The organism is Streptomyces sp. NPDC040432, from assembly GCF_055595445.1.
In genome coordinates this window covers 99,436-114,112 of the sequence record NZ_JBVIVP010000019.1, presented here as the reverse complement: position 1 = coordinate 114,112, position 14,677 = coordinate 99,436, and the positions used below count along the sequence as shown (strand labels likewise).

The window sequence follows — 14,677 nt, the reverse complement described above, 5'->3', positions numbered from 1 at the left end:
GAAGCGGGGGTGGCACGGTGACCGAAGTACTGCTGCTCCTCCTCGCCCTGGCACTGACCCTGGCGTGTGCGGTGTTCGTCGCCGCAGAATTCTCCCTCACCACCGTCGAACGCAGCGAGCTCGAACGCGCCGTCGCGGCGGGTGAGCGCGGCGCCGAGAGCGCCCTGAAGGCCGCCAAGCGGCTCACCTTCCAACTCTCCGGCGCCCAGCTGGGCATCACGGTGACCTCGCTGGTCATCGGCATGCTCGCCGAGCCGTCCGTCTCCGCCCTGCTGCGCGGCCCGCTGGAGGCCGTCGGGGTTCCCGCCGGCGCCGTGCCGACCACCGCGACCCTGCTGGGCGTGGCCCTGTCGACCGTCGTCCTGATGGTGATCGGCGAGCTGGTCCCGAAGAACTGGGCGATCTCCCGGCCGCTGGCCGTGGCGAAGGTCGTCGCGGGCCCGCAGCGCGGCTTCACCGCCGCCTTCGCACCGCTGATCCGCCACCTGAACAACACCGCCAACCGGCTCGTACGCCGCTTCGGGCTGGAGCCGGCCGAGGAGCTGGCCTCCGCGCGGACGCCGGAGGAGCTGGTGGCGCTCGCCCGGCACTCCGCCCGCGAGGGCGCGATCGAGGCGGACTCGGCCGAGCTGTTCGTGCGCACCCTGCACCTGGCCGAGCTGACCTCCGAGAACGTCATGACCCCCCGCATCGACGTCCAGGCGCTGGAGCTCCACGCCACGGCGGCCGACGCCGCGAACCTGACGCTCGCCACCGGCCTGTCCCGCTTCCCCGTCTACCGCGACTCCCTGGACGAGGTCGTCGGCACCGTCCACATCCGCGACGTCCTCGACCTCGACGAGGACAAGCGTCCGCTGACCCCGGTGGCCGACCTGATGACCTCGGCCCTCCTCGTACCGCACTCGCTGCCCGTGGACACCCTGCTCGGCCGCCTGCGCAAGGCCCGCACCATGGCCGTGGTGATCGACGAGTACGGCGGCACCGCCGGCGTCGTCACGGTCGAGGACATCGTCGAGGAGGTCGTGGGCGAGGTCCGCGACGAGCACGACCCCGTCGAGGTCCCCGACCTCATCGAGGGCCCGGAGCACGCGGGCCGCAAGGTGTGGGAGGCCGACGGCAGCGTCCGCGTCGACGAGCTGGAGGAGATCGGCTTCGCCGTCCCCGAGGGCCCGTACGAGACGCTGGCCGGCCTGGTCGCCACCCGCCTGGCCCGGATCCCCGTCGAGGGCGACACCGTCACCGTCGACGGCTGGGAACTCACCGTCCTCGACATAGACCACCACCGCGCCGACCGGGTCACGGTCACCGCGCCCGCCGCATCCGATGAGGACGCCGACTCCGGGGAGGAGAACCGATGACCGCGGTCCAGCTGCTGATCGGCGCGCTGACGCTGCTCACCAACGCCTTCTTCGTCGGCGCCGAGTTCGCCCTGATCTCGGTGCGCCGCAGCCAGATCGAACCGGCCGCGCTCAAGGGCAGCCGGCGCGCCCGCACCACGCTGTGGGCGCTGGAACACCTCTCCGCGATGATGGCCACCGCCCAGCTCGGCATCACCGTGTCCTCCCTGGTCCTCGGAGCGGTCGCCGAACCGGCCATCGCGCACCTCCTCGAACCGCCTTTCGCGGCCATCGGGGTTCCCGACGCGCTCGTCCACCCGATCGCGTTCGTCATCGCGCTGGCCGCGGCGACCTACCTGCACATGCTGATCGGCGAGATGGTCCCGAAGAACATCGCGCTCGCCGCGCCCGCGCCGACCGCCCTGCTGTTGGCGCCGCCGCTGGTGGCCCTCACCCGGGCGCTGCGGCCGTTCGTGTTCGGCATCAACGCCTTCGCGAACGCGCTGCTGCGGCTGCTGAAGGTCGATCCGAAGGACGAGGTGGGCGCGGTCTTCACGGACGAGGAACTCGCCCGCCTGGTCAAGGACTCCAGCGCCGCCGGGCTCCTCGGCCCCGGGGACGGAGAGCGGCTCCGGGACGCCCTGGAACTCGGCAAGCGACCCGTCGGCGAGATCACGATCCCGCGCGCCGAGTTCGTCGGCGTCCCCTTCGGGACGACCCCGCGCGGCCTGGAACGCACCGCGGCGGACCATGGCTTCTCCCGACTGGTCGTCACCGGCCCGGACGGCGAGATCATGGGCTTCCTGCACATCAAGGACGCCCTGGGCGTCGCCGACCGGACCGCCCCGTTCCCGCGCTCGGCGCTGCACACCGTCACCCGGGTCGGCAGCGGCACCCCGCTGGACGACACGATGGACGCCATGCGGGCCGCCGGCACCCACCTCGCCGCCGTCACCGACGACGACGGGGCGGTCATCGGGTTCGTCACGATGGAGGACGTGCTGGAGGAACTCGTCGGCGAGGCCGCCTGATCCCCGGCCCGGTCGGACCCCGGGCTCAGGGTTCGATCAGGCCGACGCGGATCGCGTAGCGGGTGAGTTCCAGTCGGTCGCGCATGCCGAGCTTCTGGAGCAGGTTCGCCCGGTGGCGTTCCACCGTCTTCGCACTGATCACGAGCAGATCGCCGATCTCCTTCGAGGAGTGCCCCTCGGCGACCAGCTTGAGGATCTCCTCCTCCCGCTCGGTGATCGCCCGCGCGGGCAGCGGGTGCCCTTGGCGGGCCCGGTCCAGGTAGTTGCGGATCAGGGTGGTCTCGGCGCCGGGGTAGATGAACGGCTCGTCCCGGATGGCGGCCCGGCAGGCCTCGACGAGGTCCCGGTCGGCGACGGACTTCGGGACGTAGCCGGCCGCCCCGGCCCTGAGGGCCTCGAAGAAGTACTGCTCGTTGTCGTACATGGTCAGGATGAGGATGCGGAGCCCCGGCCGGAGTCGGGAGAGCTCGCGGGCGGCCTGGAGCCCGGTCATCCGCGGCATGGCGACGTCCAGGACGGCGAGGTCCACGTCCTGCGACCGGGCCAGGGCGACCGCCTCGGCGCCGTCGCCGGCCTCGGCGACCACCGTGAGGTCGGGTTCGGAGTCGAGGATGAGACGGACGCCGCGCCGGACGAGGGCGTGGTCGTCGGCCAGCAGGACCCGGGTCGGGGCCGGTCGCGGTGCGGTCATCGATGGGTCTCCTCGGTCCCGCTGCTCGCGGGTACGTCCAACCGTACGTCGGTGCCGCCGTGCGGCGCCGGGCCGAGCGCGAGGCCGGCCCCGATGAGCAGGGCCCGTTCGCGCATGCCCTGGATGCCGGCGCCCTCGGCGGCGAGGCGGATGCCGGCGCCGTTGTCGCGGACCAGGAGCCGGACGGCTCCGGCCGGTCGGTGGGACAGCCGCACCTCGACCTCGGTCGCCCGCGCGTGGCGGGCCGCGTTGGTGAGGGCCTCCTGCGCCACCCGGTAGACGACCAGTTCGCAGGCCTCGTCCAGGGTCGGCAGGCCTGGCGCGATGTGCTGCCGCACCGTCAGTGAGGGAGTGGTGAACTCGGCGGCGAGGGCCCGCAGGGCGCTGTGCAGGCCGAGTTCCTCAAGGACCCCGGGCCGCAGCCGGCGGGCGATGCGGCGGATCTCGTCCAGGCTCGCGCGGGTGGTCTCCTGGACCTGGTGGAGGTCCTCGCGCAGGGGGCCGGGGGCCCGGTCCGCGGTGTGCTTGAGCTGGAGGAGGACCGCGGTGAGGGTCTGGCCGACCTCGTCGTGGAGTTCCTGGGCGATGCGGCGCCGTTCGGCCTCCTGGGCGGAGAGCGCACGGGCGCTGCTGGTGGCGCGTTCCGCTTCGAGGCGGGCCAGCATCGCGTTGAACGAGGTGGTGAGTTCGGCCATCTCCCCCGGCCCCTCGACCGGGGCGCGGCTGCCGGGGCGCAGCAGGTCGACGGACGCCATGGCGCGTGCGAGCCGGGCCAGCGGGGCGAGGGCGACGCGCAGGAGGACGGCGTTGGCGACGAGCATGGCGGCGAGCCCGAGGCCGAGGACGATCGCCTCGCCCAGCAGGACGGGGGTGGAGACGGTGACGGGGCCGAGGAGGAGCAGGACGGCCACCGCGAAGACGGCCGCGTTGAGCAGGAAGATGCGCCAGTACAAGGACACGACCGCGCTCTCCCCTCGTTCCGCCCGCCGGAGCCCTCGACGCTACCCCGACCGTCGCCGTCCGCGTCGCACCACACCCACCGTGACCTGCTGCGGGGCTTCCCCCACGGCCCAGCCTGACCGCGGCGGGGGCCGCTGTCCATCCGTGGTGACACCCATGGCGGTCGTGGTGCGGGGTGCCCGTCCTCCTCCCACCCGAGCGTCACCCGCCCCACCGGCCCCGCGCTTCGGGGCCGGTACCCGTCTTCGGGGCCGGGTCGGTCAGGCCCCGGGGGCGGGCGGGGGGCTCGCGTTCGTCGGCAGGTGGCTGGGTCTGGCCGGTATGGGCGGGGCGGGCAGCGGCGGGAGCGCCGGCTCGTACAGCCAGGCCGCGAACAGTTCGTCGACGGGCCCCTCCGCGTAGCGGGCGACGTGGGCGGTGAACGCCGCGGTGGTGACCACGCCGTGGCGGTGGGCGGCCGTCCAGTCGCGGAGCATGCGGAAGAAGGCGGTGTCGCCGAGGGCGCAACGGACCGCGTGGACGGTGAGACCGCCGCGCTCGTAGAGCCGGTCGTCGAACATCAGCTTGCGGCCGGGGTCGGCGAGCTTGAGGTCCTGGGCCCGTGCGGCGAGGACCCGGTGGGCGACGGCCGCACGTTCGTGGGCGGTGTGGCCGCCGGAGCGTTCCGACCACAGCCATTCCGCGTACTTGGCGAGGCCCTCGTTCAACCAGATGTGCCGCCAGTCGGCGATGGTCACGCTGTTGCCGAACCACTGGTGGGCGAGTTCGTGGGCGATGAGCCGCTCCGAACCGCGCACGCCGTCCACGTGGTTCGCGCCGAACAGGGACAGCCCCTGCGCCTCGACCGGGACGTCCAGTTCCTCGTCGGCGACGACCACCGCGTACTCGCCGAACGGGTAGGGCCCGAACAGCTCCTCGAAGAGCCGCATCATGGCGGGTTGACGGGCGAAGTCGCGGGAGAACCGGGCCAGCAGGTGCGCCGGCACGTACGCGCTCTGGGGGACGCCGTCGAGGCCGGGGTCGCCGAGGAGCACCGTCTGGTAGAGGCCGATGGACAGGCCGACCAGGTAGCTGGAGGTGGGCGCGGACTGCTCGTACACCCAGGTGGTGGTGCTGGCCCTGGTCGTACGGGTCAGCAGCCGGCCGCCGGCCACGACCGTGTAGGCGGACGGCGTGTTGACGGACAGGTGGTACGAGGCCTTGTCGGCCGGTCGGTCGTTGCACGGGTACCAGGACGGCGCCCCGACGGGCTGGCTGGCCACCAGCGCGCCGTCGGTCAGTTCCTCCCAGCCGAGGCCGCCCCAGGGGCTGCGCACGGGCTTGGGGTTGCCCGCCCACTGCACCTCCACGGTGAAGGCGGAGCCGGCGGGCAGCGGTTTGGCGGGCCGCAGGCGGAGCTTGCCGCCGCGATGGCTCCAGTGCGGGGCCCGGCCGTTCACCTGGATCCGGCCGACCTTGAAGTCGGCGAGGTCCAGGGCGAACTCGGTGAGCGGCGCCCGCCCGGCGATCGCGCTGATCCTGGCGGTGCCGGACAGGCGGTTGGGACCGGGCCGGTATTCCAGAGCGAGTTCGTACCGGTGCACGCGGTAACGGGGATCGCCGTTGGCCGGAAAGTACGGGTCGGTTGCCGCTGTCCTCTGGCCGTTCACTGACGCTTCCGCTCCCTGCGCTGTGCTCGTACGACGTGTCCGTGTGCCGTGCCGGAGCCGGCCGGGCCCGGCCGGCGCACGGACCGCCGTACGGACTCAGGACCGCCACGCCTCGATCGGATTGCCCAGCCAGCGGGTGTCGGCGGGGACGGATTCCCCGGCCATCACGAGGGAGGCGGGTCCCAGGGTGCTGCGGGCTCCGACCGTGCTCCCGGGCAGGACGATTCCGCCCGGGCCCAGGGTGGCGCCCTCGCGGAGGACCACAGTATCCGTCCTCAAGATCCGGTCGTGGAAGAGGTGGGTCTGCAACACACAGCCCCGGTTCACGCTGACCGCGTCACCCAGGGTCACCAGGTCGGTCTCGGGCAGCCAGTAGCTCTCGCACCACACGCCCCGTCCGATCCGCGCCCCGAGGCCGCGCAGCCACAGGGTCATCAGGGGCGTGCCGGGGACGGATCCGGCCAGCCAGGGCACGGCCAGGACCTCGACGAAGGTGTCGGCGAGTTCGTTGCGCCACACGAAGCCGCTCCACAGCGGGTGCTCCCCCGTGCGGTGCCGGCCCACGAGCAGCCACTTGGCGGCCACGGAGACGAGGCAGGCGGCGGCGCCGGCGACGAGCAGGACGACCCCGGACAGCAGCGCGGCGGCCCAGGCCCCCGACCCGCTCGCGGTCATCAGCGCGCACAGCCCGGCCGCGGTCAGGACGGCCAGGGCGGCCGAGCAGAACACGGGGACGAGGCGGCACAGCTCGACCAGGCCGCGCGCCCACAGCAGGCGGGCGGGCGGGTCGTAGGTCCGGCTCCGGTCGGCCGCCGCGGCGGCCCGCGGCAGCTTGACCGGGGGCAGGCCGAGGTAGGAGCTGCCCTTCTTGGCCTTCTTCGGGGTGGCTGACAGGACACCGACCAGCCCGTCGTCCGGGACGGTGCGGCCCGGTGCGGTCATCCCGGAGTTCCCGAGGAACGCCCGGCGGCCGATCTCGGAGGGGCCGATCCGCATCCAGCCGCCGCCCAGTTCGTAGGGGGCGGTCAGCGTGTCGTCGGCGAGGAACGCTCCCTCGCCGACGGTGGTCAGGCTGGGCAGGGCGAGCACGGTGGACACCTCGGCGCCCCGGCCGATCTTCATGCCGAGGAGCCGCAGCCACACCGGGGTGATCAGGCCGGCGTACAGCGGGAAGAGGGTTTCCCGGGACAGGTCCATCAGCTGGGTGACGGTCCAGGCCTGCCAGCCGATCCGGCTGTGCGTCGGATGGTTGCCGGTGCGCAGGCCGAGGCTGAGCAGGCGCACGGAGACCAGCAGCAGCAGCGCGTACGCGAGCCCGAAGGCGAGCGCCCCCGGCACCACGGCGAGCAGCGCCGCCCGCAGCGCCTGTCCGAGCCCGGCGCCGGCCGGCACGAACCGGCTGACGACGAGCAGGGCCGGGAGGGCCGCCAGTACGGGCAGGACGGTCAGGCACAGGCCGCTGGCCCCGTACATGGCGCGCCAGCGCAGGGTGCGCGGCGGGCGGTGGCCGGGCCAGTTGCGCTTGGCCTTGCCGAGCTTGTGCGCGGGCGCCCCGGCCCAGCGCTGACCGGTCGGAACCTGTCCGACGACGGCGGAGCCGGGGGCCACCTCGGCCCGCTTGCCGACGCGGGCGCCGGGGAAGAGCAGGCTGCGGGTGCCGACGACCGCTCCGGCCCCGACCTTCACGGGTCCGATCTCCAGCCGGTCCCCGTCGAGCCAGTGCCCGGAGAGGTCCACCTCGGACTCGACGGCGCAGCCGCGGCCGAGTTTGAGCATGCCGGTGACCGGGGGCAGCGAGTGCAGGTCGACCTCGGGGCCGACCTTGGCGCCGAGGGCCCGGGCGTAGCGCTCCAGCCAGGATCCGCTGAGCGAGGTCGCGCCCGCGCACTCGGCGAGCCGCTCGGCCGTCCACAGCCTCAGGTGCACGCTGCCGCCGCGCGGGTACCGTCCGGCCCCGACCCCGCGCAGCAGCAGCCGGGCGCCGCCCGCGGCGATGGCGAGGCGGCCCGGCGGGCTGAAGAGGAGGAGGGCGCCCGCGCCGACGAGCCACCACGAGGCGGTCGGCGCCCACGGGTAGGCCCCGAACCGGTGCAGGACGTTGCCGAGCGCCAGCAGTGCCACGGTCCAGCGCAGTCCGACCAGCGTGAACAGCGGCAGGAGCAGCAGGCCCTGGACGACCTGGGTGCGGATCCGGACGGGTGCCACGGTCCGGGCGGCCCCGTCGTCCTGTACGGACTTCTCCAGGCGGCGGGCCAGCTTGCGCAGGGTGGGCTGCTGGTAGATGTCGAGGACGGCCGCGCTCGGGTAGCGGGTGCGCAGCCGGGTGGTGAGCCGGGCGGCGGCGAGGCTGTTGCCGCCGATCGCGAAGAAGTCGTCGCCGGCGCCCGCGACGGCCACGCCCAGGGTTTCGGTCCACTGCTCGGCGAGCCAGGCCTCGGTGCCGTACAGCTGCTCGGTGGGGCCGGTGGGCTGGTCGTCGGGCAGCGGCCATGGCAGGGCGTCGCGGTCCACCTTGCCGGACGTGCGGGTCGGCAGCGCCTCGACGGGTGCGAGGAGCGGTACGAGGGCGGCGGGCAGTTCCGCCCGGAGCCGTTCGACGGCCGCCGCCCGGTCCCAGCCGTCCTGGGTGACGAGGTAGCCGACGAGGAGCTGGTTGCCGCTGCGCGCGGTGCGGACGGCGGCTGCCGCGCCGGCGACGCCGGGCAGTGCCTGAAGGGCGGCGTCCACCTCGCCGAGTTCGATGCGCCGGCCGCCGAGCTTGATCTGCTCGTCGCCGCGACCGAGGAAGACCAGGCCTTCCGGTTCGGCGCGGACAAGGTCGCCGCTGCGGTAGGCGCGCTCCCAGCCGAGGGATTCCAGCGGGGCGTACTTCTCGGCGTCCTTGGCCGGGTCGAGGTAGCGGGCGAGGCCGACACCGCCGATCACGAGCTGGCCGCTGCCGCCCATGGGGACCGGTTCCCCGGATTCGTCGACGACGGCCAGTTCCCAGCCGTTCAGCGGGAGGCCGATGCGGATGGGTTCCTCACCGGTCAGGAGGGAGGCGCAGGCGACGACGGTGGCCTCGGTGGGCCCGTAGGTGTTCCAGACCTCGCGGCCCTCGGTGACCAGCCGTTGGGTCAGCTCGGGCGGGCAGGCCTCGCCGCCGAAGATCAGCAGCCGGACCTCGTTCAGGCTCTCGGACTCCCAGAGCGCGGCGAGGGTCGGCACGGTGGAGACGACGGTGATCTCCTGTTCCACCAGCCACGGGCCGAGGTCCGCGCCGCTGCGGACCTGGGCGCGGGGTACGGGCACCAGGCAGGCGCCGTAGCGCCAGGCGAGCCACATCTCCTCGCAGGAGGCGTCGAAGGCGACGGACAGTCCGGCCATGACGCGGTCGCCGGGCCCGATCGGTTCCTCGGTCAGGAACAGCGCGGCCTCGGCGTCGACGAAGGCGGCGGCGCTGCGGTGGGTGACGGCGACGCCCTTGGGCTTGCCGGTGGAGCCGGAGGTGAAGATGATCCACGCGTCGTGCTCGGGGCCGGGCCGGCCGGCGGGGGCCGGCTCCCCGGCGGTCCCGGTGACGTCGATGCGCCCGCCGGCGCCCAGGACGGCGCGTACGCCGGCCTCGCCGAAGACCAGCTCGGCGCGTTCGTCGGGGTCCTCGGCGTCGACCGGGACGTAGGCGGCGCCCGCGGCGAGGACCGCGAGGACGGACGCGTACAGCTCGCTGGTGCCGGACGGGACGCGGACGCCCACCCGGTCGCCGAGTCCGACGCCGGCGGCGGTCAGGGCGCGCCTGCGGCGCTCGACGTCGGCGGCCAGGGCCCGGTAGGTGAGCCGGGAGGTGCCGTCGTCCAGGGCGAGCTCGTCGGGGTGGGCCCGTACGGAGGCCTCGAAGACGTCGACCAGGGTGCGGACGGGGGCAGCGGGGCCGGCGGTGAAGCGGGCGGACTTGGCGGGATCGCCGGGGACGCCTTCCCCTGCGGTCCCGCCGTCGAGCAGAGTGAGTTCACCGTGCTCAGGTGTGGCTGCCATCGGCCCTCGCGTCTTCGCTCCCGGATGGGTCCGGGTCGCCGGCGGAGCCCGGGTCTGCCCGGGTTGTTCCGGTCCGGCGCCAAACAACCTGCCATTCTAGTGCGACATCAAGGATTTTCTCGTTGAACCCTCGGTGGCGTGTCCGGGAACGGACGGTGTCGCACGCCGACGGGCCGCCGGCCGGAGCGGATCAGAGCGGGTCCACGTCCAGGAACGCGGCCAGGGCGGGTTCGGGGGCGCCGGGGGTGCCCGCCCTGCCGGGGAGGGTCTGTTCGGCCCAGATGACCTTGCCCTCGGGGGTGTAGCGGGTGCCCCAGTGCTCGCTGAGCTGTGCGACCAGGAACAGGCCGCGTCCGCCCTCGTCGGTGGTGGCCGCGTACCGCAGGTGCGGGGCGGTACTGCTACCGTCCCAGACCTCGCAGGTCAGGGTCTGGTCGTGCAGCAGGCGCACGCGGACGGGGGCGGTGCCGTGCCGCAGGGCGTTGGTGATCAGTTCGCTGAGGATGAGCTCGGTGGCGAAGGAGAGCTCTTCGAGGCCCCACTCGTCGAGCTTGCGGGCCGCCGCGCCGCGCAGGACGCCGACCGCGCTCGGCTCGAACGGCACCTCCCACTGGGCGACCCGGTCCGGGCCGAGGATTCTCGTCCGGGCGATGAGCAGGGCCACGTCGTCGGTGGGCCGGTCGGGCAGCAGCAGGTCCAGGACGGCCCGACAGCTCTCGTGCGGGTCGCGGTCGGGGTGGCTGAGCGCGCGGCGCAGCAGTTCCAGGCCCTCGGCGATGTCCCGGGTGCGTTCCTCGACCAGTCCGTCCGTGTAGAGGACGAGCTGGCTGCCCTCGGCCAGCGGGAGCTCGGCGGTTTCGAAGGGCATGCCGCCCAGGCCCAGCGGTGGTCCGGCCGGGAGTTCCACGATCTCCGTGGAGCCGTCGGGGGCGACGAGCAGGGGCGGCAGGTGCCCGGCGCGGGCCATGGTGCAGTTCCGCGACACCGGGTCGTAGACGGCGTAGAGGCAGGTCGCGCCGAGGACCCCGCCGTTGCCGTCACCGCCGTCCCCGTCGTGGTCGATGCGTTGGACGAGGTCGTCCAGGCGGGCGAGGATCTCGTCGGGCGGCAGGTCGAGGGAGGAGAAGTTGTGCACCGCCGTGCGCAGCCGGCCCATGGTGGCGGCGGCGTGCAGGCCGTGCCCGACGACGTCCCCGACGACCAGGGCGACCCGGCTGCCCGGCAACGGGATCACGTCGAACCAGTCGCCGCCGACCCCTGACTGCGCGGGCAGGTAGAAGTGGGCCACGTCCACGGCGCTCTGTTCGGGCAGGGCGCGCGGCAGCAGGCTGCGCTGGAGGGTCTCGGCGAGGGCGTGTTCCCGGGTGTAGCGGCGGGCGTTGTCCATGCTGACGGCCGCGCGGGCGACGAGCTCCTCCGCGAGGGACAGCTCGTCCTCGTCGAACGGCTCGGGTTTCTGCGAGCGCCAGAAGTTGACCACGCCGAGGACGACGCCCCGGGCCCGTAGCGGCGCGGCGATCAGGGAGTGGATGCCGTAGTCGATGATGGCCTGCGCGCGCGGCGGGTCCTGGGCCTGCCAGCCGGGCGCGTCGACCAGGTCGGGGACGAGCTCCGCCCGGCCGGTGCCGTAGCCGCGTGCCTGGGGGGTGGACGGGAGGAAGTCGATCAGCCGGCCGCGCGGGTAGAGGGGGTGGTCGGAGCGGATGCCGTTGACGGCGGTGCGCCGCATGTCGGCGTCGGGGCCGGGTTCGTCGCCGACGAGGACGGGATCGGCCAGGTCGACGGTGACGTAGTCCGCGAATCGGGGGACGGCGACGGAGGCGAGTTCCTCGGCCGTGCGGACGACGTCCAGGCTGGTGCCGATGTCGCCGCCCGCGTCGTACAGCAGTTTCAGGCGCCGCCGGGCCGTTTCGGCGCGGCTGGTCAGGACCTGCATCTCGGTGGAGTCCCGGATGGTGACGGCGGTCCCCTCGGGCCGGCCGCCGGGGTGGGTGAGCCGCTGGTTGACGACGAGCAGCCGGTCGCCGCTCTCGATCACCTCGTCGGTGGCGACCCTGGCGGACAGCAGCAGGTCGGCCATCCGCCGGTCCAGGCCCGGCACCTCGCCCAAGTGGCGGCCGTCGGCGTCGTCCGGGAGCCCGAGGAGACGTTTGGCCTCGTCGTTGGCCAGGAGCAGCCGCCCGTCGCCGTCGGTGATGAGGACCCCTTCGCGGACGGCGTGGAGCACCGCGTCGTGGTGCTCGTACATCCGCGTCATCTCCTGCGTGCCGAGCCCGTGGGTCTGGCGGCGCAGTCTTCGGCTGATCAGCCAGGTACCGACGGTGGCCAGCGCCAGGCCCGTGGCGATGGCCAGCAGGATGACGGGGAGCTGACGGTCGACGACCCCGCTGACGTTCTTCACGGTCAGGCCCGCCGACACCAGGCCGATGACCTGCCCGTCGGGCGCGGTGACCGGGACGATCGCCTGGATCTCCTTGCCGAGCGGGCCCTGCACGCTCTCGGTGTGCACCTGCCCGGCCAGTGAGGGTTCGATCGTGCCGACGAACCGTTTCCCGATGCGGTCGGGCTGGGGGTGGCTGTAGCGGATGCCCTTGGTGTCCATGACGACGATGAAGTCGACACCGGCGGCCTTGCGGGTGGCCTCGGCGAGCGGCTGGAGCAGCGCGGGCGGGTTCGGGGACTCCATGGCCGCCTGGAGTCCGATGGAGTGCGCGAAGGTCTCCGCCACGGAGACCGACCTGTTGCGCGCCTCGCGGTCGATGTCGTGCCGCGACTGGAGGACGAGCGCCAGCAGCGATCCGGCCGCGAGCAACACCACGATCGCCACCTGGAGGATGAATACCTGTCCGGCGACGCTCCTGAACCGGTTGCCTAGCAGTGACCGCACCGACGTGCCCGGCACGGGTGGCAGAGAAAGGTCACGAACCCAGTTGTAGCACTTCCGGCCGCCCGGGGCGCCCGAACGGCGCGTTCCGCGTCGGACCGGTCACCCGGCGGACGGGCCCGCCGCGGCCGTCGTCGTCAGTGCGGTGCCGGCCGGGGTGGTCACCGCAGGCACCGGGTCGGGCGACACCGGGGCGGCCGGCGCCTGCGGGACCTGTCCCGCGGGCGGGGTGCAGGTGACCTCGTCGCGCGGGGTGTAGTGGGTCCTGGTCTCCTCGCGCTTGACCTCGCGCCCGCCCTGGACGAACACCCGCCCGACGGAGACGTCGAAGCCTTCGAGCGGGGTCTGGACCTCGCAGGTGGGACCGCTGCCCTCGATCTTCGCCGGCGGGGTGACCTGGGTGCGGGGCCCCTTGGTGGCGCGGATCTCGTCGTACTTCTTCGTGCCGAGGAGGCTGATGGTCAGCGAGGTGTCGGTCGACCGCGCCTGTACGTACAGGGCGTGCCCGGTGTCGTTGATCCAGCGCAGGTCGAGGGTGCCCCAGGCGACCGTGGCCTCGCGGCCCTCGGGGTAGCGCTCGATGTAGAAGGAGTGGGCGCCGTGCTCGACGGTCCTGACCCCGGCGAAGAAGGCGGCGTTGTACATGGTGGTGGCCACGGCGGAGACGCCGCCGCCCGGGGACTTCACGTACCGGCCGTCATTGATCATGATTCCGTCGACGAAGCCGTTCTCGGGGGTGCGCTCCCCGACCGTGCGGTTGAAGCTCCACTCCTCGCCCGGGAGGACGACGGAGCCGTTGATGAGTTCGACGGCACGGCCGATGTTCGTGGTGCGGTACGGGGCGGCCGGGAAGTCGACGGTGAAGGAGGAGAGCTGCTCCTTGATCCCGAGACGCTGCGCCTCGGCGCTCGTCAGCTCCGGCTGGACGGCGACGGTGTCGACCTCGGCGCTGCGCGCCGCGCCCGTCCGGGTCAGGAGGGGCAGCACGGCCTTGCCGAGCGCCGCGTCCGTGACCTTCTGCCCGGTGCGGCCCTGGTCGGCGACGACGACGCGGCCGTCGGCGCCGGTGGTCAGCGAGGCGTCGCGGGGGCTCGGGGTGGCCGCCCGGACGGGACGGGCCACGGCGGGGTCGGCGAGCAGGCCCTTGGAGTCGAGGGCCGGAACGAGGCGACCCGCGTCGTCGGGGTCCATCCGGAGGTGGGCGCCCAGCACGGCCGTGCTGATCGGTATGCGGGTACCGGCGACCGTGAGGGTGACGGGGCCCGACATGGCGGGCTGCGCGAACTCGCGCAGGGCCCGGCCGGTCTCCTCGTCCCCGACCTTCGGGTGGGTGCGCTCGACCGGCATCACGACGGGACCGGAGCCGGGCCGCAGGTAGGCCTCGCGGAGGGTGTCCAGGGCCCGGTCCTCGACGAGGTCGACGCCCTGGGTAGGGGCGACGGTCTTGACCGCGCCCTTCTCGAAGGCGATCGTCCCGTCGCGGACCTGCTGCCGGGTCTTCTCGTCCATGCGTTCGAGTGCGGCCCGGGCGGCGCCCTCGTCCATCCTGGTCACCGGTTCCAGCTCGCGGTGACCCCCGGAGTCGAAGAGCCGGCCGATGACGGCGGTGGGGGCGTAGCCGGTGCGGACGGCGGCGTCCACGGTGGCGCGGGTGTCCAGGGACAGCCCGAGGCCGGCGGGGGCGGACTTCTCGACGCGGTCGCCGATCCTCATCGCGACGGGGGCGGCGGCGAGGGGACCGAGCTCCCGGTCCAGGGTCCGCTGCGCCTGCTCACGGCTCATGCCGCCGATGTCCACGCCGCGGACGAAGGTGCCCCGGTCGACGTCCGAGCCGGTCACGAGTCCGGTGACGTAGAGGCCGCCGAGCCCGAGCACGGCTGCGCCGCCCACCACCGACAGGGCGATCCGCCAGTTGACCGTCCTGTTGCCCGCGCGTCCCATGTGTCTCCCTGCTGCACCGCCGGTCGAAGGGCGGGCGTGGGCCGCGACAGCAGCCCATAGATGACGATTCCGGACATCCAGGATCACCCAAAAGGGTCACTAATGGGGCAGATGTAATGGTTGTCACGTGATCCGGGACGCCTCCCCGTGCGGCGGCGCCGCCGGCCCGG

General features: G+C 73.6%; 8 protein-coding genes. 2 read left to right on the top strand and 6 right to left on the bottom strand.

The window, feature by feature from the left end:
- The first annotated feature begins 17 nt into the window (after nucleotides 1-17).
- Both ACZ58N_RS29785 and ACZ58N_RS29780 read left to right on the top strand, forming a co-directional pair.
- Entirely contained in the window at nucleotides 18-1,358 is a 1,341-nt protein-coding gene (locus ACZ58N_RS29785) for a hemolysin family protein (RefSeq protein ID WP_471165973.1), read from the top strand.
- Entirely contained in the window at nucleotides 1,355-2,368 is a 1,014-nt protein-coding gene (locus ACZ58N_RS29780; protein WP_471165970.1) for a hemolysin family protein, read from the top strand. Before ACZ58N_RS29785 ends, ACZ58N_RS29780 begins: the two co-directional genes overlap by 4 nt.
- A gap of 25 nt (nucleotides 2,369-2,393) precedes the next feature.
- Here the strand turns inward: ACZ58N_RS29780 and ACZ58N_RS29775 are convergent, their stop codons facing one another.
- The 6 genes from ACZ58N_RS29775 to ACZ58N_RS29750 all read right to left on the bottom strand — a co-directional run bounded on the left by ACZ58N_RS29775 (nucleotide 2,394) and on the right by ACZ58N_RS29750 (nucleotide 14,507).
- On the bottom strand, nucleotides 2,394-3,059 hold the full coding sequence (locus ACZ58N_RS29775) for a response regulator transcription factor (protein WP_281205483.1): 666 nt from the start codon (nucleotides 3,057-3,059) through the stop codon (nucleotides 2,394-2,396).
- Nucleotides 3,056-4,018: a HAMP domain-containing sensor histidine kinase gene (locus ACZ58N_RS29770; protein WP_471165968.1), complete on the bottom strand. Its 963-nt coding sequence runs from the start codon at nucleotides 4,016-4,018 to the stop codon at nucleotides 3,056-3,058. The genes ACZ58N_RS29775 and ACZ58N_RS29770 overlap by 4 nt, the downstream gene beginning before the upstream one ends.
- Before the next feature lie 261 nt (nucleotides 4,019-4,279).
- Nucleotides 4,280-5,668, bottom strand: a complete 1,389-nt coding sequence (locus ACZ58N_RS29765) for a M1 family metallopeptidase (RefSeq protein ID WP_471165965.1) — start codon at nucleotides 5,666-5,668, stop codon at nucleotides 4,280-4,282.
- A gap of 96 nt (nucleotides 5,669-5,764) precedes the next feature.
- Nucleotides 5,765-9,682, bottom strand: a complete 3,918-nt coding sequence (locus tag ACZ58N_RS29760) for a Pls/PosA family non-ribosomal peptide synthetase (protein ID WP_471165963.1) — start codon at nucleotides 9,680-9,682, stop codon at nucleotides 5,765-5,767.
- Nucleotides 9,683-9,872: 190 nt separating this feature from the next.
- Nucleotides 9,873-12,569 carry a SpoIIE family protein phosphatase gene (locus ACZ58N_RS29755; RefSeq protein WP_471166050.1) on the bottom strand — a complete coding sequence of 899 codons (2,697 nt, stop codon included), beginning with the start codon at nucleotides 12,567-12,569 and terminating at the stop codon, nucleotides 9,873-9,875.
- Between the two features lie 99 nt (nucleotides 12,570-12,668).
- Nucleotides 12,669-14,507 carry a VanW family protein gene (locus ACZ58N_RS29750; protein WP_471165962.1) on the bottom strand — a complete coding sequence of 613 codons (1,839 nt, stop codon included), beginning with the start codon at nucleotides 14,505-14,507 and terminating at the stop codon, nucleotides 12,669-12,671.
- Nucleotides 14,508-14,677 lie beyond the last annotated feature (170 nt).

Bases quoted from the DNA above. Each gene is read 5' to 3' on its own strand.
- ACZ58N_RS29780 (WP_471165970.1), top strand. From the start codon at position 1,355: ATGACCGCGGTCCAGCTGCTGATCGGCGCGCTGACGCTGCTCACCAAC.
- ACZ58N_RS29760 (WP_471165963.1), bottom strand. From the start codon at position 9,682: ATGGCAGCCACACCTGAGCACGGTGAACTCACTCTGCTCGACGGCGGG.
- ACZ58N_RS29750 (WP_471165962.1), bottom strand. From the start codon at position 14,507: ATGGGACGCGCGGGCAACAGGACGGTCAACTGGCGGATCGCCCTGTCG.
- ACZ58N_RS29775 (WP_281205483.1), bottom strand. From the start codon at position 3,059: ATGACCGCACCGCGACCGGCCCCGACCCGGGTCCTGCTGGCCGACGAC.